The sequence below is a fragment of the Nonomuraea sp. IBHARD001 genome (assembly GCF_056106265.1).
Window position 1 is genome coordinate 8,695,452 of record NZ_JBWBBW010000002.1, and the last position, 22,838, is coordinate 8,718,289.

Sequence of the window (22,838 nt, forward strand, 5' to 3'; positions counted from 1 at the left end):
GCCACCGCCACAATGGAGGAAACAATGGCAAGCCGGGGTGCCGGGAGAGTCGAGAGCTCCGACCTGGCCGCGCTTGCCGACGCCGTGCTTCAGCCGGGATTCGTCGGCACCACCCTGCCCGAATGGGTTCGACGCCGCCTTTCAGGTGGTTTAGGGGGCATCGCCCTTTACTCGCGCAACATCGTGTCAAAAGACCAGGTGAAGGCCCTTACTGCTGCCATCAGGGCGGAGAACCCCGACGTCGTCATCGCCACCGACGAGGAGGGCGGCGACGTCACCCGCATCGAGGCGAGGACCGGCAGCTCCCGCCCCGGAAACCTGGCGCTCGGCGCCGCCGACGACCCCAAGCTCACCGGGCACGTCGCCAGGGGCATCGGGCTCGAGCTGGCCGAGGTCGGGGTGAACCTCACCTACGCCCCCGTGGTCGACATCGAGGGCGACCTGGACAATCCGGTCGTCGGCACCCGTGCGTTCGGCGCCGATCCGGACCTGGTGGCCAGGCATGCCGCCGCCTGGGTACGCGGCGTGCAGTCGGCCGGGGTCGCGGCCTGCGCCAAGCACTTCCCCGGGCACGGCGCCACCTCGACCGACTCGCACGACGACCTGCCGAGCGTCACCTACAGCCTGGACGAACTCGGCCGCCTCGCGCTGCCGCCGTTCAGGGCCGCCGTCGAGGCCGGGGCGAAGGCGGTCATGACGGGGCATCTGCTGGTACACGCCTACGACAGGGAGTCGCCCGCCACGGTGAGCGGGCGGCTGCTGCAGGAGCTGCTCAGGCAGGAGCTCGGCTTCGACGGGCTGATCGTCACCGACGGCATCGAGATGGCCCCCATCTCCGGGCGCTACGGGCTCGGCGGCGCCGCGGTCAAGGCGCTGGCCGCCGGGGCCGACGCCATCTGCATCGGCGGCGAGAACGCGTCCGCCGGAGCCGTCGGACTGATCCGCAACACCATCCTGGCCGCGGTCGCCGACGGGCTGCTGTCCGAAGAACGCCTCGCCGATGCCGCCGAACGCAACCGCCGTACGGCCGAGTGGGCACGCGAGCACCAGGGGCACGACGGCGAGGGGCTCGCCTCGGCCGGGGCCGCCGAGCTCGCGGTCGCCCGCCGCGCGTTGCGCCTGACCGTCAACGAGCAGCCCACCCCCGGCACGGCCGGTCCGCCGCACGTCGTCGAACTCCTCGCGCCGACGAACCTGGCTATCGACCCCATCACGCCCTGGGGGGTCGCCACCCAGCTGGCCGCGTTCGCACCCGCGACCACCGTGGACAGGTTGACCGAGCCCGACACCGAGACGCTGCTCGCAGCGGTCAAGACGGCCGACGACCGGCTGCTCGTCATCACCGTGCGCACCGCGCACCGGCACGCGTGGGTGGCGGCGGCGCTGGAGACGATGCTGGCCAGGAGGCCGGACGCGGTGGTCGTCGAGATGGGCACACCCACCGACGCGACGCCCGGCGCGGTGCACATCGCCACCTACGGCGCGACCCGGGTATGCGGCCAGGCCGCCGCCGAAGTGATCACCGACCTGGGACTGCTGGGCGACTAGACCGCTCTCCGCCGTGTGAGCCGGGGTGAGCGGGTGTGGGTGGGTGTGAGGACGCGTGCGGGGGGACCTGTCCTCGCGCGGGGCCGCGGGGACGCGCGGCCTCGTGCGAGAGGCGTGCGGGGGGACCTTGCCTCGCGCGGGGACGTGTGCGGGGGACCTTGCCTCTCGCACGGGGCTTGTGGTTCCCTGCGACATAGCTGTAAAGGTTCTTTCCCGTTTTCTCCGATACCCCCGGCGGCCGCCCCGCCGTGGGGTGAGACCTGGCGAGGACATCATCACCGAGCTCACTGTGCGCTTCCAGGGACACACCGAACGTCAAGGCCCGCTGACCATGGGCCAGGCCAACATGGCCCGCTGTGTGCGCAGGGATCCCCCCGCGCACATGAACTTCCTGGTGATCAAGCGGCTGCCCAGGCGGGCGACCATGGCAGGCGTCGAGAGTGCCACCGCGACGCTCCTGGCCAGGCACGAGGGCCTGCGCACCACCATCGACGGCGACCGCCAGCACGTGCACGGCGAAGGCGCGATCGCGGTGGAGGTGATCAACCCGCAGGGCGAGCCCAGGGCATCGGCCGAGGAGGCGGGCGCACGACTGCAGGCCGAACGCTTCGACCTCGCGAGCGAGCTGCCCGTCAGGGCCGCCGTCGTACTCGAAGACGGCGTACCCCGATTCTTCGTCTTCGTCACCACGCATACCGTCGTCGACGCCATCAGCCTGGCCCAGGCCATGCGCGAGTGGGACCGCCTGCTGCTCGGCGGGTCGCCGACCGGTCCCGAGCCGGTGCAGCCCGTCGATCTGGCCGAGACCGAGCACACACCGCAGGCCCAGCGCAGGGCCGAGGCCACCTTGCGGCACTGGCGCTCCGGGCTCGGGCGCGGGCCACAGTCGATGTTCCCGCTCACGTTCGACACCGAGCACGCCATGCTGCCCCGGCTCCGTATCCGCTCGGCCGCCGTCGCCGAACCTCTGGAACGTGCTAGTCGGCGCACCGGGGCCAGCGCCTCCGTACTCGTCATGGCGGCGTTCGGCCTGCTGCTCGGGCACCGCACCGGACAGCCGACCTGCCTGCTGACCTCGCTGTCGAGCAACAGGACGCATCCCAGGCTGCGCGCGCACATCGGGCCGCTCGCCCAGGACGCGCTGATCGTGGCCGACCTGACGGCGAACACGTTCGACGAGGTCGTGGCCAGGTTCAGGGTCGCCTCGCTCAGCGGGTACCAGCACAGCAGGTTCGACTCCGAACAGCTCTGGGAGACCATCCACGCCGTCGACGCCGAACGCGGCACCCGCTTCGCCAGAGACTGCGTGTTCAACGACATGAGCCTGCAAGGCTCGGCCGGAGGCGAACCCGCTCCCGGCTCCGACGTCGAACTGACCTGGCTGCCCGCCGCCTCGCTCCCGGCCAACCTCTCGCTGTGGGTGCAGCGCCTCGACGACGAACTCGACCTGGTCCTCTGGACCAACCCCGAGGCCCTGCCTCGCGAGGACGCCGAACGCTTCGGCGCCGGCCTGGTGCACCTGCTCGTCCGGGCTGGCGACGACGCCGTACACCTGAGCGAACTGGAGAAGATCACCTCGATCGCCCCTCCCGCCTACGGCCCCGAGTGGGTACGCGCCTCCGGCTCCTGGGTCAGGCTCGACGCCGTACGCCACCTGGTGGAGCAGGCCGCTCCCGGCCACGTCGCCCGCATCGCCGTCGCGCCCGACTCCTCCCTGACCTGTCACCTCACCACGCCCACGAACGACGCGCCCGACCTGGAACGCATCACCAGGGCCTGCCTCGACCTGCTGCCCGCACACGCCGACGCCGTCGCCCCGAAACGCTATGTCGTGCACACCGACGACGAAAGCGCACAACGCGTTCTGCTGCAACCGAGCGGCCCATATTCATAAGCCGCTGGCAATGGCCGTGTCCGCATGCGGCCAATCATTCTCCCGGGGTTGACTGTGCGTCGCCGGTCAATAGCCTTGAGATCGACTTTCCGGATTCCCAGAAAGTGTGGCAGAGGGAGAAGCATGGCCAAGTACAAGACCGAGATCCAGTGGGGCGGCCGCAACGCCGAATGGCATGCGGACTCCGACCTGAACATCTCCATCAGCAACCGGGCCGAAGTCGTGCCTGGTAGCGGCCAGATTCCCACCGGGACAACCGTGTCCTGGTCCGGCCCTCGCGGCAACGGCACCGTCACCTTCTTCGACGACGGCGCGTCGTTCCAGGGGACGGCGCAATTCGCTGGCGAAGGTCCGGTGGGGTATCGGGGGGTCCGGGCCTGATATTGGGCTGATAATCCAAGAAGAGCGCGTCGCCGTTGGGGGGCGCGCTTTTTTGGGCGCTTTTTGGGGGACGTTTTGTGGTCGTCTTTTGGGGTGTCTTTTTTTGGGGCGTTTTTGTGTGGGGGGTAGGTGTGGAGGGTTGTTGGGGGTGGGGTGGTTGGTTGGGAGTGGGGTGGGTGGTTGGGGTGGTTGGTTGGGGGTGGATCGGCTGGGGGGCGGGTGGAGTGGTCTGGTGATGTGGCTTGGCGAGTAGTCGACATCCACTTCTCGGGCCTTTCCGGCGCTACGCTCGCGACGCCTGGGGCGGGCCTGGGGTACTGACCTTGAGGTCCCAGCAGGGGCGCCCCTCTGGCGACACCTTCACTCAGCGTCCCCTCACACGGCCTGTACGAACGCAACGCCTTGACCGACGCCCACCCCCGCACTGGTTGAGCGCTCTTGGGGCTCCAGCACAATGAGCTGCCCTTCAGGGACACCACACACATCCTGCACGTCCTGCACAGCGTGCACAGCGTGCACGTCCTGCCTTGCGTAGCCTGCACGTCCTGCCTCGACTTACCCTTGGCCGCCCGCCCCGCCCCGCCCCACCATCAGCCGCCCCGCCCCGCGAGGCCCCGCGACGCGACGCGACGCCACGACACGAGGACGGCGACACTCCCCACCCAGCCGGTATCCCCCGAGTAGGATCGGCCAATGACCGAAATGACCGAAACCACGCCGGGCTGGCTCGCTCCAGAAGAGCTGGAGGCGGCGCGCGCTCGGATGCCGATCCTCTACGTCGACGCCGTACCCGTACGAGTGGACGACGCCGGGGTGGTCACACATGTCGGACTACTGCTGCGCATCAGCGCGGACGGCACGGTCAGCCGTGCCCTGGTCTCCGGCCGCGTCCTGCACCACGAACGCGTCCGCGACGCCCTCATCCGCCACCTGGAAAAGGACCTCGGCCCCGTAGCCCTCCCCCGGGTCCCCACCTCGCCAACCCCCTTCACCATCGCCGAGTACTTCCCCACCCAAGGCGTCACCCCGTACCACGACCCCCGCCAACACGCCGTCTCCCTCGCCTACGTAGTCCCCGTAGCCGGCGACTGCCGCCCCCGCCAGGACGCACTCGACCTGGTCTGGTTCACCCCGGAGGAAGCCTCCTCCCCCATGGTCCAACAGGAAATGACCGGCGGCCAGGGCGTCCTCCTGAAGCAGGCACTAGCCCACGTGGGCTGCCTGTCCTAGGTCCCCCAGGGGACGCGGCACTGGGGACCTGCTCGCGAGGGCTGGTTGATTGTCGACGACTCCAGACAGAAGAAAACCCAGCCGCTCACACCTCGGCAACCACCAGCAGAATCGTCACCCGAAGCACGTCCGCGTACGCCCCGTCAGGCAAAGCCGTACTTCCGTCGAATCAAGGCAGCCTCGTCCTCCGCGACCTCAACCGGCGTGCGACTCAACGCCTGACGAAGCTCGTCCATGACCGCCTGCCCGGAGGTACGAGCCCGCGTGCCGTACTGGGTGAGCTGTGCGTCGAACTGCTTGGCGGTCGGCCCGGTCCAGACCTTGCCGGTGCGAAACATCAGGCAGGGCTGCTCGATATCGGCGTCGATCTTCTCGACCATCGGGCCGACCACGCGGATGGCCTCCTGAAGCGCCTCGTACAGAGGGTTGCGAACCATCGCCGCCATCGGGCTCAGCCTCCCGTCTTCGCCGGGGACGGGCTCGTCCCAAGAATCAGCTTCGGCGCGATCAACTTCATCAACGCCACCACGTCAGCAGCGTTGTCCCGCCCTTTGACGCCTTGTATCAACTCGACGATCAGAAGGTTTTCCCCGAGCACGAGTATCGCTGAGGCCCGACTGTCAGTGTTGTCATCCTCGCCGTAGTAGCCGACCGAGCCTGGAACGACTTCCGGAAGACGCCGGGCCCCCTGACTGATCTGGAAATCCACCTCCTTTTGCGATCCACCCGGGGAAAGGGTAACGTTCAGAACCTTCGCCTTGTTGCCGGTCGGCTGGTAGACGAAACACCCTCCATAACCCCAGTCTTCCTCTCCTGAAAGACTGAAGCGTCCCCTGACGATGGGATCGTGTACTCCGGTCATCAGTCGCACGGCGTCCAGCGGCACAAGATCACAGATATAGGGGGAAGTCGCAACTGAAGGTAGCGACGCCTTGTTCACTGGAGGCTCCTCTTGCTGGCATGCGGTTACCAGCACCAGTGCACTCAGTAGCGCACCTCCCCACGCAAGAACTGGCCTCATGACGGCTTGTACTCCGCGAACGCACTTTCGAACCCTATGTTCAGGTTGGCCGCGACCTTCTCCCAGGAATTTCCAGGCACACCGTCGTAGAGCCACCGTTGATAGGCCTGGAGCCGAGGGTGGACATCACTCTGGTACGGAGCCATCTCATGCATCGTCATCAGCGATCTGCCATCATCCTTCAGGAAGTTTCTGGGTGACATCCGAGGATCCTCGCCTTTGTCCAGTCCTTTCAAAGAACCCCATGGGTGCGTGGCCGCTACAGGAGTTGCCTTGCCGAACAACTCGTGTTTGAGCATGGCATCGACAGCTATTTGATCGAGCAGGAATCGCGCCTTCTCCTTCGCGGCGTTGGCGTCAAACGTCGCCTTGCCCGCATTCTTTTCGGATTTGGCGGAGTCCTCGATCATGCCGCTCCAAGCACCCACGATCCCGGCGGTCATCGCCCAGGGGGCTGTCTGCGGAATCGCCAGCCCAGTGTTGACCACCGCCAAAAGAATCTTCATGTTCCGTTCCTGCGCCTCATCCAGCTCCTTCCCTCGTTGGATCGTGGCGAGCCCACTGGCGTCGGTGATCAGACCGAATCCCGCACCGGCTTCCTGTGCGTTGATACTCAGAGCTTTGACGCCCTTACCTGCCGCGGCCTGCTCCGCTCCGTAGTCCAGCAGCTTTCTGGACCATGCGGTCTCGGCGGCCAAGATCGTGGTCAAGGCCTTGGCGTCATGCTTGAACGCGTCTTCCATGACCTTTCGCAATTCCTCCTTGTCGAACTGCGCACCCCAGACCTGATCCTCTTCTGGTTGATACGCGCGATCAGGTTCATAGACTCGCGAGTCACGAGCATCAGGGATCCTGGCCGAGCGGTTGACATCGTTGATGTACGCAGCCAGGAGGCGGGCCGTCGTACCCGTGGTCGCGAAAGAAGTGCCTTCGAGGCCGGCCAGGACTCGTTGGGCTTCCCAATGGATGAAATCTGAGGCGATCTTGGCCGACGTGAGGCCGGGCGACGGGTTCTGGATGGTGCCGTCCCCGTCGCGATAGGTCATGGTGGCGGCTTCCACGGCCTTGCCGAAGGATGCCCCGTCGTCCATGTGGCGCTCGGTCAGGTATCGCTTCAGCACGCTGGGGTCGCCGATGAAGAAGTCCTGTGCCGCTTTCGGGTGGTTGGCCAGTGCCTTCATCACGCCGATCATCGGATCGTGCAGGCTGTTGGCCGAGAAAGCGTCTCGCGCGGTCTTCCGATCCAGTGTCTCCAGTGTCTTGGCCGTTGTGACCAGGAAATCGCGGGTGAATGTGCCGTGGGGGAGCAGGGCGGCCAGGGCGTGTTGGTCGACGGGTGCTCTGAGGTTGTCGAGGAGTTCTTTCCGCCATGCGGGGCTCAGTTTTGGGCTGGCCGCGCCGAGGGCCTTGCCCAGGGCTGTCTGGGCGCGTTGTTTCTTGGAGTCGTCCTGGTAGACGAGGGCTGCCATGAGGTGGCGAAAGCGGGTGGTGCCGAGGGTGTTCATCAGCGATGTGGCGAAGTCTGCGTCGCCGGCGCGCTTCTCCAGTTGGGCGACGGTCTTCTCGTCCAGCTCGCCGGAAGGGGTGAGTGCGCTGAGGGTGGCTGCGGCGGCGTAGACGTCGGTGTCGCCTGCGGCGGCGCGGTAGAGGGATTCGTCGAAGGGTTTCATGCTGCCGGGTGTCGCCGGACCCCATTCCTTGCCCACGGCCTGGATGGTGTCGTTGCGGCGGCGCAGATCTGGACGGGTGACGCCGATCCAGTTGCCCAGTTCGCGTATCGCGGTCAATCGTGAGGTGTCGAGGTCGAGGTTCTGCAGGGTACGGCGGATCAGCGGTTCGTTCTTGTCGATGGTGTCTTTCGCCCGGCCGAGGTCACGTTCGAAGTCGCCCATCAGATGAGGATCGATCCCCACGTATCCCCAGTCGGGTGATATCCCGCCCGGAGGGGAAGTCGGAGAGGGAGGAGTCCCCGGGGTAATCGCGGCGCGATTCGGCGGATCGCTCGGAGGATGCGCCGAAGGTGGCTCGGGAGGCGGCTGAGGAGCCGGTGAAGGCGTCGTCATGGCGGATCTCCAGCATGCTCGACAACAGGTGGAACTCCCACGGCCAAAGCGCACGAAGTGACGGCATGCTCCCCCGCCTGCCCATTCGGCCTACTGCGGAATCTCGCCTCATCGCGAATTGCGTCACCCCGTACAAATCTCGGCATTTTCGGGCACAGGCTTAGGCCCCCATCCATGGATGCCGCGCACGAACCCATCCTCGCATGATCCTTCTCCGTTGATTAGACCGTTTCCTGAATGGCGATTGTGAGTGGCGGCTACTGGTGGCGGCCGATCGGCTCAGCGTCCGGCCGGTACGACTGCCGCGAGCTGTGATGCCGCTGAAGCCAGGCGGGCCAAGGAGGTCTCGTTCGAGGCGTCGGGGAGGGCGACGATGATGTGGTCGATGCCTTGTGCGGCGAACTCGGCGCAGCGTTCGACGGTTTCGTCGGTGCCGGCCGTGGCGGGGACGCGCATGTGGAGGGTTTTCTCGATTGCGCTGAACGGCCGGCCCAGGCGTTCGCAGTGGGCTCGCAGTACGGCGAGTTTGCGGGGGACGTCGGCGCTGAACAGGAGGTTGCTCGCGTCGGCGTACTGGGCGACCAGGCGGAGGGTTTTGTGTTCGCCGCTGCCGCCGATGAGAATCGGCGGGTGGGGCCGGCTCAACGGCTGGGGCGAGTTGAGCACCCGATCCAGGGTGTAATGCCGACCGCGGTACGCGCCGTCGTCGTACGGGTCCCACATGCGCTTGGCGATGCGCAGCGTTTCCTCCAGGCGTTCGAAGCGTTCGGCGAGGGGCGGGAACGGCAGGCCGAGGCCCCGGGCTTCGGCCTCGTGCCAACCGGCGCCGATGCCGAGGACGGCTCGTCCGCCGGACAGGACGTCGAGCGTGCTGACCTGCTTGACCAGGAGTCCGGGGTCGCGGTGGTTGACCCCGGTGACGAGGGTGCCGAGGGTGACCCGGCTGGTCAGCGCGGCGGCGTAGGACAGGGCGGCGTACCCCTCCAGCATCGGGTCCCCGGCCTCGCCGAATCCGGGAATCTGCCAGAAGTGGTCCATCACCCACAGGCTGGCCAGCCCGGCCTCCTCGGCCCCTGTGGCGAACGCGCCGAACCTGTCGGCGATGACGCTCTCGCCGCCGCTCCAGTCGAAACGGGGACAGGTGAGTCCGAGCTTCATGCGAACACTCCATTTTCTGGCATGCCGAAGAGAACGGCGGTGCCGGGCGAATCGGGTTTCAGGCGAGGCGGGACCGACCAGGGTCGTATCGGGGAAGCCGGGCGGTGTGTGCACACCCGGACGACCGATGCCGCACCTCAATTTTACCATTCGCCCCGGCGACTCCCGTGTTTGACTGTGGGGATGCCGGAGAAGCTGACCGCGCAGCGCCTGGGGTGGGCCGTCGACGAAATCGTCGGGGCATTCGCGCCTGAGCAGCTCGCTCATGTCAAGGTGGTGGCCGGTGAACACCTGGCGGCCATTCTGACCACCGCCGTGCTGGGCCGCGCTCCCGTGAACATCGACACCAACGGCGGCCCCGACCTGGTCTTCCGCCTCGACGGCCACTATGCCGACTTCGAGGTGAAATCCCTTCCTGGCCCCTGGCGAAGACAGGGCGGCGACCCGGTTTCCGGTACGCCCGCCAGAACGGCCGACGACGTGCTCCACAAGGAGGCGCGTACCACGTTCGACGCGGCGACGGCACAGCTGGCCCGGAAATCCGGTGAAGGGCACTCGCGCAACATCTTCCTTCTCGTGGAAAGCGCCGAGCCATTGCGTTCCGGTCCTTTGCCCGGCGCTCCTCCGGGTATTGACGGCATCGACAGTGTGTGGGTTCTGTGGGGCTTTTCTCATCTCATGAAATGGACGGCCGCCGAGCGTAGATGGAGCAGTCTCCTCGTCGAGGACGATCTGCTGCAGCGGATGGAGTCGCGTTTTCTGGTCGGCTCGGGCCATGCGACCAGTTCGCCGTTCACATTCGGCTTCACGCCGCATTCACCTTCCGACTGACCTTCACGTTCAACCACGTTCAACTTCACACCGCCTTCATCTTCCGGCTGAGGAGGCCAAGGCCCGTCTCGCTCACCTTCCGGCTGAGGAGGCCAAGGCCCGTCTCGCTCACCTTCCGGCTAAGGAGGCCGAGGTCCGGCTCGCTGGTCATACCCTGCCGGGCTATGGTATCTATCTCGTACATCAGTGTACGACTTAGCGAGGATCATCTCATGGCACACCTCTCCCCGTCAGGCCCGCATCGCTGGCGGGCGCTCGCGCTGATCTGTGCGGCGCAGTTCATGCTGGTGCTCGACATCACGGTGGTGAATGTCGCCCTGCCCGACATCGGGGCCGATCTGGGGCTCGGCCGCGGTGCGCTCACCTGGGTGGTCACCGCGTACACACTGTTCTTCGGTGGGCTGATGCTGCTCGGCGGGCGGCTGGCCGACCGGTACGGCCCGCGGCGGCTGCTGCTGGCGGGGCTGGTGGTGTTCACCGTCGCCTCGCTGGCCTCGGGGGTCGCCGCGAGTGCCGGTCTGCTGATCGCCGGGCGGGTCGGGCAAGGGATCGGGGCGGCGATGATGTCGCCCGCCGCACTCGCGACCGTCACCACGTCCTTCCACGGCGACGAGCGGACCAGGGCGCTCGGGGTGTGGGCGGCGGTCGGCGGCTCGGGCGCGGCGGTCGGGGTGCTGCTCGGCGGTGCGCTGACCGCGGGTCCGGGCTGGCGATGGATCTTCTTCGTCAACGTACCCGTCGGACTGGCCCTGCTCGCGGCCCTCCCCCTCGTCATCCGCACGGGGTCCCCCGCCCACGAGCACGCGCCGCACCGGATCGACCTCCCGGGCGCCCTCCTCGTCACCGCGGCCACCGGCGCCCTGATCTACGCCCTGGTCGGAGCGGGCGACCACGGCTGGGCCGATCCCCTCACCCTGGGCGCGCTCGGCGCGGCGGCCGTGCTCTACGCGGGGTTCGTGGTCGTGGAGCGGGTGGTGCGCACACCGCTCATGCGTGTCTCGCTGCTGCTGCGGCGTCCCGTCCTGGCGGGAGCCTTCCTCATGCTGGTGGCGACCGGGCTGCTGGTCGGGATGTTCTTCCTCGGCTCCTTCCTCCTGCAACGGCAGCAGGGCCTCAGCGCGCTCGTCACCGGAGCGCTGTTCCTCCCGGTGGCCGTCGGCACCGCGGTGGGCGCGCACCTGGGCGGCAGGGCGGTCGGCAGGTTCGGCGCGCGGGTGCCCGCCGCGTGCGGTCTAGCCCTGACCGCGACCGGCGCCGCGTACGTCGTGCTCGCCGGGCTCGGCACAGCCGCACTGGTGATCGGTATGACCGTGGCATCGGCCGGACTGGGCGTGGTCTTCGTCGCGGCGACCACCACCGCGCTCGCCCTCGTCACGCCGCACGAGTCGGGAATGGCGTCAGGCGTGGTCAACACCTTCCACGAGCTCGGCGCGGCCGTCGGGGTCGCCGTCGTCTCGACGATCGCCGCATCCAGCCTCGCCGGTATCGCACCCGGCGGCTACCCGGCCGCATTCGCCACCTGGTCGGGCATCGCCCTCGTCTCGGCCGCCGCCGCCCTCACCCTCGTCCCGGCAGGCCGCCTCCCCACGCTCGAAGGCCCCTTCGTCCACTGAACCCGGACCCGCCCGGGCCTCCCCCTCGACTACCCTCAGGGTCCATGACGTCTGCCCGGCAGCGGCCCGTACGGCGTGCGGACGCCGAGCGCAACATCGCGGCCATCCTCGCCGCCGGTCTCGACCTGCTCACCAGGAATGCCGACGCGAGCGTCGCCGAGATCGCCAAGGCGGCGGGCGTGGGCCGTGTCACCCTCTACGGCCACTTCCCCAGCCGGGAGGCCCTGCTCGAAGCCGTGCTCGAGCACGCGGTCGCCCTCGCCGACGCCGCGCTCGACGACCCGGCCTACGACACCTCGCCCGCGCCGGAGGCGCTCACCCGGCTCATCTCCTCGTCGTGGACGATCCTCGACGGCCACCGCAGACTGCTGACGGCGAGCGACCGTTCGCTCCCGACCGAGCGCATCAGGCAGCGCCACGACCAGGCGCTGACCAGGGTCGAACGCCTGATCGTCCGAGGCCGGGAGGAGGGCGCCTTCCGCACCGACCTGCCGTTGAGCTGGCTGGTCGCCCACTTCTACGCCACCCTGCACAGCGCCGCCCTCGAGGTCGAGGCGGGCCGGCTGGCGCAGGGCGAGGCGGCCGGGGTGCTGATCGAGACCGTGCGGGCCGTACTCAGGCCGGTGCCGGAGAATGACACTCGGTCTCGTTAAGGTGTGAGTGCCGTTCGGCTACCATGTGGCCATGGTCACGCCGCCCGACGACCGCTCGCTGCCGTTGCGCGAGCGCAAGAGACTGCGTACCCGTCGGGCGCTGGCCGGTACGGCACTGCGGATGTTCACCGAGCGGGGCTTCGACGCGACCACTCTGGACGAGCTGGTCGACGAGGTCGAGGTGTCGAAGAGCACGTTCTTCCGCGCCTTCCCGGCCAAGGAGGCCGTCGCCATCGAGGCCGAGACGGAGCTCTGGGCGGCCTATCTGACGGCTCTGCGCGACAGCGACCTGGCGGGGCCGGTGCTGGCGGGGCTGCACGACGTGCTCGTGGCCACGGCGCAGGGCCTCGACCCGGATTGGGACGAGCGTTATGTCGCCACCCGGCGGCTCGTGCTGACCGCGCCCGCGCTGCTTGCGTATGTGGAGCACCATCGCAACGGCGTCGAGCGCGATGTCGTCGACTGCCTGGCGGGCAAGCTCCGCATCGACCCGGGCGACCTGCGCCTGCACGTGCTGGCGGGGCTGACCACCACCGCGTGGAGCGTCTCGGCGCGTGACTGGGTGCGTCGTGACGCCGAGGGCGGCAGGCAGGCGCTCGTCGCCCGGCTGTCGGGCGCCTTCGCCGCCATCCCGGCCTCTCTCACCCTGAATGCCGACCACCTCTGAGCACATCCGGCATGCGATTCCCGGTGACGTTCCGCCAGGTGAAACAGGTTGTTCACCCCGGTGTCGCCGTCGGCGAACATACTGGTTAAGGTTCTCTTATGTCGCATGCCGCTCATAATGCGCGACGATGACCATTCGGTATGGTTACCTCAGGCCATAGCTCCGGGCTATAAACCCGGGATGAGGATAAATTGATATATCTAACTCCTCGTGTCGAGTCGTTACGTTAACGACACACCCCCCGATATGAGGAGAGTCCCGATGGCTCGCAAACACGTCGTGGGCGTGAGTGTCTCACTCGCGCTCGCGCTGGTGATTGCCCCAGCCGTGGCCATGGCCTCGGCAAACGAAAACCCTCAAGCAGCCAAGACCCCCTATGCGATCGCCCTTGAGCAGGCGAGCCTGGTGGCAGACCCCGACCAGAGAGTGATCAGCGGTCTGCAGCGTGACCTCGGTCTGACGGCCGACCAGGCCGCCGCCCGACTGGTCAACGAGAGCGCCGCGGCTCAGGTCGAGCCCGTGCTCAGCCACGTCGCCGGCGCCGGTTTCGCCGGTGTCTGGGTGACCGGTCCGACCTCGTCGCTGGTCGTCGCCACCAACGACGCCAGCAAGGTCGCCGCCATTCAGCAGATCGGCGGCACGCCCGTCGTGGTCAAGCACTCCCTGGCCACCCTCGACGCCGCCAAGGCCAAGCTCGACTCGCTGGCTCGCAGCCTGCCGAAGACGGTGCCCGCCTGGTTCGTCGACGTGCAGACCAACAGTGTCGTCGTCCTGGCCCGCAACCCCGCGCAGGCCCAGGCCTTCCTCGACAAGAGCGGCGTCGACCGCAACCTCGTCCAGGTCCGCAAGACCGACGAGCAGCCCCGCGCCCTGTACGACGTGCGCGGCGGCGACGCCTACTACATCGGCAGCGGCAGCCGCTGCTCCGTCGGCTTCCCCGTCACCAAGGCGGGCAGCCAGGGCGGCTTCGTCACCGCGGGTCACTGCGGTAACACCGGCGCCACCACCAAGGGCTCCAACCAGGTCGCGCAGGGCACCTTCCGCGGTTCCTCCTTCCCCGGCAACGACTACGCCTGGGTCGAGGTCAACTCGCAGTGGACGCCCACGCGTTACGTGAACGCCTACAGCCAGGGCCTGGTCACGATCACCGGTTCGCAGCAGGCCGTCGTCGGCGCGTCCATCTGCCGTTCCGGCTCGACGACCCAGTACCACTGCGGCACCATCCAGCAGCACAACACCAGCGTCACCTACAGCCAGGGCACCATCACCGGCGTGACGCGCACCAGCGTCTGCGCCGAGCCCGGCGACTCCGGAGGCTCCTACTTCTCCGGCAACCAGGCCCAGGGCGTCACCTCAGGCGGCTCGGGCACCTGCAGCTCCGGCGGTACGACCTACCACCAGCCGGTCAACGAGATCCTCTCCACCTACGGCCTCGCCCTGGTGAGCGGCGGCGGCACCCCCTCGCCGACCGGCACCAGCACGCCGACCCCGACCACCACAAGCCCTGGTGGAACCTGGGCGGCCTACACCGCTTACGCGGCCGGCGCCACCGTGACCTACGGCGGATCTTCCTACCGGTGCCTCCAGGGGCACACCGCGCTTCCGGGCTGGGAGCCCCCGAACGTTCCCGCCCTCTGGCAGCGTCTCTGATCTTTCCTGAGGTCCCTGACCTGCAGAAAGATCCATCCCCGTTAGGGTGATGAATAGCGTGGACGCGCCCCCGGTGGATTCTCCGCCGGGGGCGCGTGCATGCCTGCGTTCGCCCAGTCGCACAGCGGGGAGTGGCATTGTCCGGGGACCAGCACACCGATTTCGCCGATTTCCAGCAACGGCTCATCGAGGAGTTCCGGGCCAACGGCGGGAAGGTCGGTGGGCCGTTCGAAGGCTGGACGCTCATCCTGCTGACCACGGTCGGGGCCAGGTCGGGGCGCAGCCGTACCACTCCCCTGGGGTTCGTGCCGGACGAGGGGCGGCTGCTGGTGGTGGCGTCGGCGGGTGGCGCCGATGCGCATCCCGGCTGGTACCACAACCTGCTGGCCCATCCCACGGTCACGGTGGAGATCGGCGAGGAGAGGTACGAGGCGAGGGCCACGCCCGCGGGCGGCGAGGAGCGCGAACGGCTGTTCGCCAAGGTGGTGGCGGCCGCGCCGGGCTACGACGACTACCAGAAGATGACCGCCAGGGTCATCCCGGTCGTGGTCCTGGAACGCCTCTGACAGCGGGGCTACCCCTCGTGCCGGATCGGCCAGACCTCGACCTCGCGGGTCGTCGCGGCGGGCAGTTCGGCCGCGATCTCCAGGGCTCTGGCCTCGTCGGCGACGTCGAGGAGGTAGAGGCTGGCCATGTACTCCTTCGACTCCAGGAAGGGGCCGTCGGTCACCGCGGGCAGCCCGTCGCGCACCCTGACCGTCCTGGCCGCCTCGGCGTCGGCCAGGCCGTAGGCGCCGAGCAGCTCGCCGCTCTCCCTGTGCTTGGCGATGAAGGCGTCGAACGCGGCGACCTGCCGCTCCCACTCCTGCCGCGGGATCGACTCCCACAGCTGCTTGTTCCCGTAGATCATCAGCATGTATTTCACGGGACGAGGATCCTCCGTCGCCGCCCTCAACGGAAATCGGCCACGTGGTCCACCGCCCACTCGGCATAGGTACGCGCCTTGCGGCCGAGCACCTGCTCCACGTCGGGCCAGGGCCGCATCAGCGCCTCCCACTCGTCACCGGTCTCGCCCGCCCCGGACTCCGTGCCGTCGTAGTCGACGAAGCCCAGCAGGAGGTCGGCGTGCTCGGCCGCGAAGCCGCCCTGGGCCCTGAGCAGGTCGCGGGCCCGCTCCCTGGTGACCTCCTCGTAGCGCACCTCCTCGCCGAGCGCCGCGCCGATGGCCGCCACCTGCTCGCGCACGCTGACGAGCTCGGGCCCGGTCAGCGTGTACGCCTTGCCGTGATGGCCCTCCTCCAGCAGGGCGGCGACGGCGACGGCGGCGATGTCGGCCTCGTGCACGAGGTTCATGCGCTGGTCGCCGAACGGATAGCGGACCACGCGCCCGGCCCTGATCGAGGGCGCCCAGACCTGCAGCAGGTTGGTCATGAACTCGGCCGGTCTGACATGCGTCCACTCCAGACCGGACTCCTCCACCACGGCCTCGACCGGGTTGACGTGCACGCCGACGGTGACGGCCGCCGCCGACAGGTCCACGATGCGCCGCACGCCTTCGGACACGGCGAGCGCCACCACCTCGCGGGCGCGGTCCTCCACCGGGAACAGGTACATCGCCTCGACGCCCGACAGCGCCTCGCGCATGCTCGCCAGGTCGGTGAGGTCGCCGCGCACCACCTCGACCTCGGCGGGGAAGGCGGCCTTCGCCGGGTCGCGGGTCAGCGCGCGCACGCTCACCCCGGCCTCGACGAGCTGGGTCACCACATTGCGCCCGACGAATCCCGTCGCGCCGGTCACCAGGATCTTCACTGTGCTCTCCTTCGTCCGCATCGCACGTTCGATGCCCACGTTAGGAGCGAACTAGGTCAGAACCTGACCGCTGCTCAACGCCTGTCGAACCTGATCGCGGCCACCCGGTCGGCCTGCGCCCTGGTGAGCACGACCGCCCCCGCCGCCGGTGCGACCCGCCCGGCCCTGACCCGGCCGAGCAGCGTCATCCATCGCCGGTTGTGCCTGGCGAACAGCGCGTCGGCGACCACCCGGCCCCTGGCCCGCTGCCCGGCGATCGCCACCTCGGGCGCGACGTCCAGCAGCAGCAGATGCAGCCGCGCACCCGCCCGCGCGGCCAGCCACGCATATCCCCTCAGTACGGTGACACCGCACCCCCTGTTGTGCGCGACCACGGCCCGCCCCTCGCGCAACGCCCTGCCGATGCGCCAGACGTGGGTGGCCCAGACCAGACCGGTGCGCAGCGGTTTCGGCGCGCGGCCCAGCGATCCGGCCCACCGGTTGCGCGACTGGGCCGAGTCGATCACCACGCCCTCCGCCGTGCTGACGGGCGCGCTCTCGGTGCCGTCGAGGCCGTAGACGCGGCGCATGAACGTGCTCTTGCCCGCGCCGGGCAGCCCCGTGATGATCACCAGTGAGCCCGGCGGGAAGCGCAGGGTCTCGGCCGACACCGGGATGCTCACGTCCGGCCTCCCTCTCGTGGCGCGAATGGCCCGCACGGGCGGTCGAAGTATAGGCGCACCGTATGAGCGGCTAGCCGACCGGCGCTCCAGCTGTCTGGGGATCGGCCAGCGCCGGTAGCTCGTTGCGGAGCAGCAGTTGGTGGGCCAGCATGATCGGCCCGTCCTTCCTGACCGTGATCGTGGCCCTGGCCAGGGTGAGGCCGTGGGAGGCCGCCCGGTCGTGCTCGACCGATTCGGCCAGGTCCGACAGCGGCTTGCCGCCCAGCTTCGTGGCCGGTGCCAGCCTGCGGCTCAGGGTGTCCAGCGCCTTCGGCTCCTTGGGCAGGACGCACACGACATTGACCGCGTTGTCCCCCACCGCGCCCGGACGGCGCAGGCCGACGCCGTACAGGGTCACGCCGCCCGGCTGCCCGGGCACGGTGACGACGGCGGCGGCGACCTCGCCCAGGCAGGTGGCCATCGCGGCGTGCGCGGGACTGGTGTCGAGCCTGGCACCCGCGCCGAGCGCGGCGCTCACCGGGGCCGCGGCCGGGCCCGCCGCCAGGGCCGAGTCGGTGACCACGACCTGGTTGAGCTGGTTGACCAGGCCGAGTCCGGCCATCGGGCCGGCCAGGTCGATCTTGTTGTCCTCGGCGAAGGACAGGCCCTCCTGGTCGCCGAACGTCCTGGGCCTGGCGCCGAGTGCGGTCAGCTTGCCGCTGATCGTCTCGGCGTTCAGCGTGCCCTCGATCCTGACGGCGGTGGCGGGCGGCATGCCGATGATCACGGCCCGGTCGGCGGTGTAGACGTTGACGCCCGTCTGTTCGGCCAGTCGTGCTCCGTTGATCGCGAGGTCGCCGAAGCCCGAGGCCACGGCGCCGCGCCAGCGTCTGTCGCCCGTCACGCCCTTGTCCGTCACCACGCCGAGCTCGCGCCACGCGGCCATGTCGCCGTACTCCAGGTAGGAGGCGGCGGGGCCTTCGGCGCTCAGGTTCGCCATGATCGTGAGGAGTCCGGGAGCGGGGTCGAGCATGCCGCTCGGCCCCTTCGTCTCGATCCCGGCGCAGCCGGTCAGCAGGAGCGCCGTCGCGGCCATGATGCCGATCGTCCCGATTGCCCGCATGATCCGGACTCTAGCCAGCCATCCCGTCCCGAGGGTGCACATGGGACAACATCCCGATCACGAACTCCACCCGCTCGGCGACCGGCCACGGCCGCGCCCGGCCCTCCGGTCACGACGACGTACGTCCTGTCGGTCATGGTGTGCCCCTTTCTGGTGTCCCGGTCGATCGGTTGACAATCGGAGCGATGCTCCGTTTATTATCTGGAGCATCGCTCCGGATAGCACGGAGCCGGCAGAGGAGAGCTCATGGCGACACCGAAGATGAAGGCCGTCCGCATGCACGAGACGGGCGGCCCGGAGGTCCTGCGCGTCGAGGAGGTCGAACGGCCGACGCCCGGCCCCGGGGAGGTGCTGGTCAGGGTGCACGCGGCCGGGATCAACCCGCCGGACCTCTACACACGCCGAGGCTTCTCCAACATCCCCGAGCACCTGCGCCCCGCCCTGCCCCTCCCGCACACGCCGGGCTCGGACGTATCAGGCGTCGTGACCGCGACCGGACCCGGCGCCACACCATGGCGGGAAGGCGACGCGGTCTTCGGCCTCCTGCGCTTCCCGAGCCCGCGCAACTCCATGGCCGACGGCGGCAAGGGCTACGCCGAGTACGTCACCGCACCGGCGGAGCACCTGGCGCGCAAGCCCGAAGGGCTGGACCACGTCGCGGCGGCGGGCGTGCCGATGGCCGGGCTGACCGCCTGGCAGTTCGTCGCCGACCACGTCGGACTGGAGAAGGGGAAGAGGGTGCTCGTCAACGGGGCCGCCGGAGGCGTCGGGCACTTCCTCGTGCAACTCGCCAAACTGCGGGACGCCCACGTGATCGGCGTGGCCTCGGGACGGCACGAGGCGTTCCTTCGCGACCTGGGCGTCGACGAGTTCCACGATCACACCACGACTCCGGCCGAGAACGCGTTCCGCGACGTCGACCATCTCTTCGACGCCGTCGGCGGGCCCGACGGCCACAGGTTCCTGTCCGTCGTCAGGCCGGGCGGCACGATCAGCCCGGTCTTCTTCGGCGACTACCACCCCGACCGGGCGGCCGAGCTCGGCATCTCGTTCGCCTCGGGCCAGGTGCACTCCAGCGGCGAACAGCTCGCCGAACTGGCCGTCCTGCTGGGCGACGGCGCGGTGAAGGTGGGCCTGGACGGCGTCTACCCGCTGGAGGAGGTGGCCAGGGCGCACGCGAGGGCCGACGAGGGACACGTCCAAGGCAAGATCGTCCTGCGCGTGGCCGGGGACTGACCCGGTCGCCGAAGTCGGCTACCTTCGAGTGATCACGGCACGACGGGACGAGGGGACACCGCCAGGCATGAGCACACGTTCGCACGACCCCGGCGCCGCATGAGCACCCCGGCGCGGGCGCGGCGGCGGCTGACGCGGTCGGCGATCGTCGCCCAGGCCCTTCGTGTCGTGCGCACCGAGGGCCTGGCCGCCGTGTCGATGCGCAGGCTCGCCGACGAACTCGGCACCGCGCCGATGTCGTTGTACCGCCATGTCGAGGACCGGCAGACCCTGCTGGTGGCGATGCTCGACGAGGTGGCGCTCGGCATCGACCTGCCGAGACCGGTGGCCGACCCGCGTTCGGAGATCACCGCGGTGCTCACCGCCATCCACGACGCCCTGCGCCGCGACTCCTGGGCCGTCCAGCTGATCGTCAGCGACAAGCTGGCGGGCCCCTCGATCCTGCCCGCCGTCGAGCGGCTCTTCGCCGCCCTGCGCCTGGCCGGGCTGACCCCGCGTGACGCGATGGTGGCGTACTCGCTGCTGTGGCACTACGTGGCCGGCGAACTGCTCGACACTCATCCGAGCACGCCCGCCGACGCCTACTCCCGGCAGATGGTGCGGGCGGCCGATCCGGCCAGGTACCCGGCGTTGTCGGAGTCGGTGTCGTTGTTCATGCCGGGCCCGCCCGGCGACTGGTTCCCCGAGAACCTGCAACGCCTGCTCGACGGCCTGCTGCCCCCGATCACCCCCGGCCCCGCACGCTGATCTCCGGCTGGAAGTCCTCCGGCCGCCCCGACGTGGTGCCGATGCCCAGGCTCAGATGGCCGATGCCCGGCACCCTGTCGACGACGTCGTCCACGTCCACGAGGATCTGCACGGCCTTGGCGACATCGGCGTTGATGCCGTCGATCTCGTCCTGGCGCTGCTCGGCGCTCGCCTGTCTGCCTCCTGTCCAGGTGCCGTGCTCGGCCACATGGGCGATGGCCGCCTCCCGTAACCTCACCTCGTCCGTCACCCTCACCACCAGCTCGATCTCGATGCGCACATGCCGTTCGGGGGACTGTGTCTGGCTGCTCATGTCACCAGAGTAGGCACGCTGGGTAGTCATTCGGCCGCGAATCGTCATTTGTCTGCCGAGCGACCCCGAGGGAAATCGGTTGCGGCCGAGGTCGGTCCTGGCCAGGCTGGCGTCCTTCTCGCTTCGGAGGCTCTTCATGACATCCCTTGGCGCACTCGCCGACCTGGTCACGCCCATGGCCGTACGTGCCGCCGCCACGCTGCGGCTGGCCGACCACATCGCAGCCGGTACGGCAGGCGTCGCCGAGCTGGCCGAGGCCACCGGCTCGGACGCCGACGCCCTGGAACGGCTCATGCTGCACCTGCTCGGCCAAGGCGTGCTCGGCCGCGACGGCGAAGGCCGCTTCCACCTGACCGCGCTGGGCGAGGAACTGCGCGACGACCACGAGGGCGGGCTGCGCGCCATGCTCGACACCGGCAGTGCGATCGGCAGGGCGGATCTGGCGTTCACGCATCTCACCGAGGCCGTGCGGACCGGGCGTGCGTGCTTCCCGCTCGCGTACGGGCGCTCGTTCTGGGACGACCTGGCCGCCGATGCCGGCCGTACCTCCTCCTATGACGCGCAGATGGGCGTGGACGTGAGCGGGGACGCGCCCGCGATCGTGGCGGGATACGACTGGGGGTCGCTCGGGAGCCTGGTGGATGTTGGCGGCGGGGACGGCTCGCTGCTGGCCTCGGTGCTCGCGGCGTACCCGGGGCTGCGCGGCACGGTCTTCGACCAGCCCGCCACCGCGCGTACGGCGGCGGCCACACTGGAGGCGGCGGGACTCGCCGATCGGGCCGGCGCGGTGGGCGGCAGCTTCTTCGACGCCCTGCCGCCGGGCGCGGGCGGCTACCTGCTCTCGGCGATCGTGCACGACTGGGACGACGACTCGGCCCGCGCCCTGCTGCGGCGCTGCGCCGAGGCTGCGGGGAGCGGGGGGCGCGTCTTCGTGGTGGAGAAGGTCGGCGCCGAAGGCGAGAGCATCCGGACGGGGATGGACCTGCGCATGCTGGTGTACTTCGGCGGCAAGGAGCGCACGGTCGCCGACCTGGTCGAGCTCGCACGCGGGTCCGGCCTGCGCCTGGTCGCGGTGCACCCGGCCGAGCACACCGCGATCGTCGAGCTCGCGGCCGGCTGACGTCGGCTGCGGGGATGCGCGTCGCGGAAGGCCCGCTGGGTCAGCTCCTGGGGTGCGCGTCGCGGAAGGCGTCGAGGCTCCTGCGGAAGAAGCCCAGGTCCTCCTCCAGCCGATGCCGGGTGAACCTGCCCGGGTCGCTCCGCCACGCCGATCCGCCCATCTCGCTCCAGAACGCCGAGCCGTCCAGCTCGCCGGCCCCGTCGGGCAGGAAGCTCAGCGCCTGCGTCAAGGCGGCGGCCGCGAGCCGCCAGCCGTCCTCGACCGCCGAGACACGCTCGTCCGCGACCGGCCGGGGCTCGGCCGCCAGGTGCACGCCTCGCTCCAGCGCCCTGCGGGCGTAGACGGCGCCGATCAGCACCCACTGCCCGGCGTCGACCAGCCGCGAGCGGCCGGGGCCGAACATCAGGCCGTCCCTGCGTGCGACCAGCTCGGCGGCGAACGGCACCACGACCTCGTGCCCGTCGAGCGTGATCCGCCACGCGTCCTCGATCTCGGCACGCGTGGCGCGCTCGGTCGAACCCGGCCTGCCGATCGCCAGGTCGAGGTACAGATAGGCCTCGGCGAGCGTGCGGGCGCGCACCGGCTCAGGCATGATCGGCGGCGAGATCGCGGTAGGTGTCCCTGACGACGAGCAGTCTGTCCAGGTCGAACCGGCCCGGCTCCTCCTGGTGCAGCTCCTGGCCACGCTCGGACCAGAACGCCTCGGGCGGCACCTCCTCCGAACCGGGCGGGATGAACTTCACCACCTCCTCGACCGCCGCCGCGGCGACGGCGAGCGTTCTGAGCGCCTCGGCCCGGTCGTGTGCGGGCACGTTGCTCGCGGTCAGGTCGGCGACCCACAACCACTCGCCGGGGTCGAGCAGCTGCGAGGGCTCACTGCCGCCGAACGTGGGAAACCCGGCGGGCGGCGTCGGCCTTTCGGGCAGGCCGAAGAGGAACTCACGGTCCGCGCCGCACTGCTCGCACGTGCCCGTGTACTGGTTGGCCACGGCGCCGTCGACGCTCACCAGACCGCTGTCCCACGTGGTCTCGACCGAACCGCACCGCTCGCACGGGTGCAGGTCGAGATAGAGCTGCGCCTCGTCCCTCGTACGTGCCACGGCGAACGTCATGGCTGCCCCCTTCGTCTCGCGCCCGGCT

Annotated in this window: 24 protein-coding genes; 13 read left to right on the forward strand and 11 right to left on the reverse strand. The window is 69.4% G+C overall.

The genetic code is table 11. The annotated features are described in order from the left end of the window. Window positions 1-24: 24 nt before the first annotated feature. The 4 genes from ACTWNK_RS40960 (at window position 25) to ACTWNK_RS40975 (ending at window position 5,053) form a co-directional block, all read left to right on the forward strand. Complete coding sequence (locus ACTWNK_RS40960) at window positions 25-1,548, forward strand: glycoside hydrolase family 3 protein (protein WP_474310372.1); 1,524 nt, start codon at window positions 25-27, stop codon at window positions 1,546-1,548. A 253-nt stretch (window positions 1,549-1,801) separates the two neighbouring features. Beyond that, on the forward strand, window positions 1,802-3,442 hold the full coding sequence (locus ACTWNK_RS40965) for a condensation domain-containing protein (RefSeq protein ID WP_474310373.1): 1,641 nt from the start codon (window positions 1,802-1,804) through the stop codon (window positions 3,440-3,442). Between the two features lie 123 nt (window positions 3,443-3,565). After that, window positions 3,566-3,823, forward strand: coding sequence for a hypothetical protein (locus ACTWNK_RS40970; RefSeq protein ID WP_474310374.1), 258 nt, complete (start codon window positions 3,566-3,568; stop codon window positions 3,821-3,823). 693 nt (window positions 3,824-4,516) lie between these two features. Beyond that, entirely contained in the window at window positions 4,517-5,053 is a 537-nt protein-coding gene (locus ACTWNK_RS40975; protein WP_474310375.1) for an NUDIX hydrolase family protein, read from the forward strand. A 143-nt stretch (window positions 5,054-5,196) separates the two neighbouring features. On the opposite strand, the gene ACTWNK_RS40980 is transcribed toward ACTWNK_RS40975, so the two are convergent. The 4 genes from ACTWNK_RS40980 to ACTWNK_RS40995 all read right to left on the reverse strand — a co-directional run bounded on the left by ACTWNK_RS40980 (window position 5,197) and on the right by ACTWNK_RS40995 (window position 9,295). Further along, window positions 5,197-5,499 carry a hypothetical protein gene (locus ACTWNK_RS40980; protein ID WP_474310376.1) on the reverse strand — a complete coding sequence of 101 codons (303 nt, stop codon included), beginning with the start codon at window positions 5,497-5,499 and terminating at the stop codon, window positions 5,197-5,199. Window positions 5,500-5,504: 5 nt separating this feature from the next. Then, window positions 5,505-5,993 carry a hypothetical protein gene (locus tag ACTWNK_RS40985; RefSeq protein ID WP_474310377.1) on the reverse strand — a complete coding sequence of 163 codons (489 nt, stop codon included), beginning with the start codon at window positions 5,991-5,993 and terminating at the stop codon, window positions 5,505-5,507. Between the two features lie 77 nt (window positions 5,994-6,070). Continuing rightward, window positions 6,071-7,966: a hypothetical protein gene (locus ACTWNK_RS40990; protein ID WP_474310378.1), complete on the reverse strand. Its 1,896-nt coding sequence runs from the start codon at window positions 7,964-7,966 to the stop codon at window positions 6,071-6,073. A gap of 450 nt (window positions 7,967-8,416) precedes the next feature. Next, the gene (locus ACTWNK_RS40995) at window positions 8,417-9,295 is read right to left on the reverse strand and encodes an LLM class F420-dependent oxidoreductase (protein ID WP_474310380.1); all 879 of its coding nucleotides are present in this window, start codon (window positions 9,293-9,295) and stop codon (window positions 8,417-8,419) included. Window positions 9,296-9,478: 183 nt separating this feature from the next. Here ACTWNK_RS40995 and ACTWNK_RS41000 point away from each other — a divergent pair, with 183 nt between their 5' ends. The 6 genes from ACTWNK_RS41000 (at window position 9,479) to ACTWNK_RS41025 (ending at window position 15,275) form a co-directional block, all read left to right on the forward strand. Then, window positions 9,479-10,126 carry a hypothetical protein gene (locus ACTWNK_RS41000; protein WP_474310381.1) on the forward strand — a complete coding sequence of 216 codons (648 nt, stop codon included), beginning with the start codon at window positions 9,479-9,481 and terminating at the stop codon, window positions 10,124-10,126. 212 nt (window positions 10,127-10,338) lie between these two features. Next, a complete protein-coding gene (locus ACTWNK_RS41005; RefSeq protein WP_474310382.1) occupies window positions 10,339-11,739 on the forward strand; it encodes an MFS transporter in 1,401 nt (466 codons plus the stop codon). Window positions 11,740-11,783: 44 nt separating this feature from the next. After that, window positions 11,784-12,392: a TetR/AcrR family transcriptional regulator gene (locus ACTWNK_RS41010; RefSeq protein WP_474310383.1), complete on the forward strand. Its 609-nt coding sequence runs from the start codon at window positions 11,784-11,786 to the stop codon at window positions 12,390-12,392. Between the two features lie 7 nt (window positions 12,393-12,399). Next, the gene (locus ACTWNK_RS41015; protein ID WP_474310385.1) at window positions 12,400-13,059 is read left to right on the forward strand and encodes a TetR family transcriptional regulator; all 660 of its coding nucleotides are present in this window, start codon (window positions 12,400-12,402) and stop codon (window positions 13,057-13,059) included. A gap of 261 nt (window positions 13,060-13,320) precedes the next feature. Then, entirely contained in the window at window positions 13,321-14,709 is a 1,389-nt protein-coding gene (locus ACTWNK_RS41020) for an alpha-lytic protease prodomain-containing protein (RefSeq protein WP_474310387.1), read from the forward strand. A gap of 137 nt (window positions 14,710-14,846) precedes the next feature. After that, window positions 14,847-15,275, forward strand: a complete 429-nt coding sequence (locus ACTWNK_RS41025; RefSeq protein WP_474310389.1) for a nitroreductase family deazaflavin-dependent oxidoreductase — start codon at window positions 14,847-14,849, stop codon at window positions 15,273-15,275. Between the two features lie 8 nt (window positions 15,276-15,283). Here the strand turns inward: ACTWNK_RS41025 and ACTWNK_RS41030 are convergent, their stop codons facing one another. The 4 genes from ACTWNK_RS41030 to ACTWNK_RS41045 all read right to left on the reverse strand — a co-directional run bounded on the left by ACTWNK_RS41030 (window position 15,284) and on the right by ACTWNK_RS41045 (window position 18,282). Then, a complete protein-coding gene (locus tag ACTWNK_RS41030) occupies window positions 15,284-15,625 on the reverse strand; it encodes a YciI family protein (RefSeq protein ID WP_474311134.1) in 342 nt (113 codons plus the stop codon). Window positions 15,626-15,660: 35 nt separating this feature from the next. Beyond that, complete coding sequence (locus tag ACTWNK_RS41035) at window positions 15,661-16,518, reverse strand: SDR family oxidoreductase (protein WP_474310390.1); 858 nt, start codon at window positions 16,516-16,518, stop codon at window positions 15,661-15,663. A 74-nt stretch (window positions 16,519-16,592) separates the two neighbouring features. Beyond that, window positions 16,593-17,180 (reverse strand): AAA family ATPase, encoded by a 588-nt coding sequence (locus ACTWNK_RS41040; RefSeq protein ID WP_474310391.1) that lies wholly within the window; start codon window positions 17,178-17,180, stop codon window positions 16,593-16,595. A gap of 70 nt (window positions 17,181-17,250) precedes the next feature. Then, the gene (locus ACTWNK_RS41045) at window positions 17,251-18,282 is read right to left on the reverse strand and encodes a hypothetical protein (RefSeq protein WP_474310393.1); all 1,032 of its coding nucleotides are present in this window, start codon (window positions 18,280-18,282) and stop codon (window positions 17,251-17,253) included. Between the two features lie 246 nt (window positions 18,283-18,528). Between ACTWNK_RS41045 and ACTWNK_RS41050 the strand changes: the two genes are divergently transcribed. After that, a complete protein-coding gene (locus tag ACTWNK_RS41050; protein ID WP_474310394.1) occupies window positions 18,529-19,518 on the forward strand; it encodes an NADP-dependent oxidoreductase in 990 nt (329 codons plus the stop codon). A 99-nt stretch (window positions 19,519-19,617) separates the two neighbouring features. Then, on the forward strand, window positions 19,618-20,265 hold the full coding sequence (locus tag ACTWNK_RS41055; RefSeq protein WP_474310396.1) for a TetR/AcrR family transcriptional regulator: 648 nt from the start codon (window positions 19,618-19,620) through the stop codon (window positions 20,263-20,265). Here ACTWNK_RS41055 and ACTWNK_RS41060 read toward each other — a convergent pair. Next, window positions 20,243-20,578, reverse strand: coding sequence for a hypothetical protein (locus ACTWNK_RS41060; RefSeq protein ID WP_474310399.1), 336 nt, complete (start codon window positions 20,576-20,578; stop codon window positions 20,243-20,245). The genes ACTWNK_RS41055 and ACTWNK_RS41060 overlap by 23 nt on opposite strands. A gap of 136 nt (window positions 20,579-20,714) precedes the next feature. Here ACTWNK_RS41060 and ACTWNK_RS41065 point away from each other — a divergent pair, with 136 nt between their 5' ends. Beyond that, entirely contained in the window at window positions 20,715-21,698 is a 984-nt protein-coding gene (locus ACTWNK_RS41065; protein ID WP_474310402.1) for a methyltransferase, read from the forward strand. 40 nt (window positions 21,699-21,738) lie between these two features. On the opposite strand, the gene ACTWNK_RS41070 is transcribed toward ACTWNK_RS41065, so the two are convergent. Then, a complete protein-coding gene (locus ACTWNK_RS41070) occupies window positions 21,739-22,290 on the reverse strand; it encodes a hypothetical protein (RefSeq protein WP_474310403.1) in 552 nt (183 codons plus the stop codon). Beyond that, window positions 22,283-22,810: a hypothetical protein gene (locus ACTWNK_RS41075; protein WP_474310404.1), complete on the reverse strand. Its 528-nt coding sequence runs from the start codon at window positions 22,808-22,810 to the stop codon at window positions 22,283-22,285. The genes ACTWNK_RS41070 and ACTWNK_RS41075 overlap by 8 nt, the downstream gene beginning before the upstream one ends. Window positions 22,811-22,838: the final 28 nt, after the last annotated feature.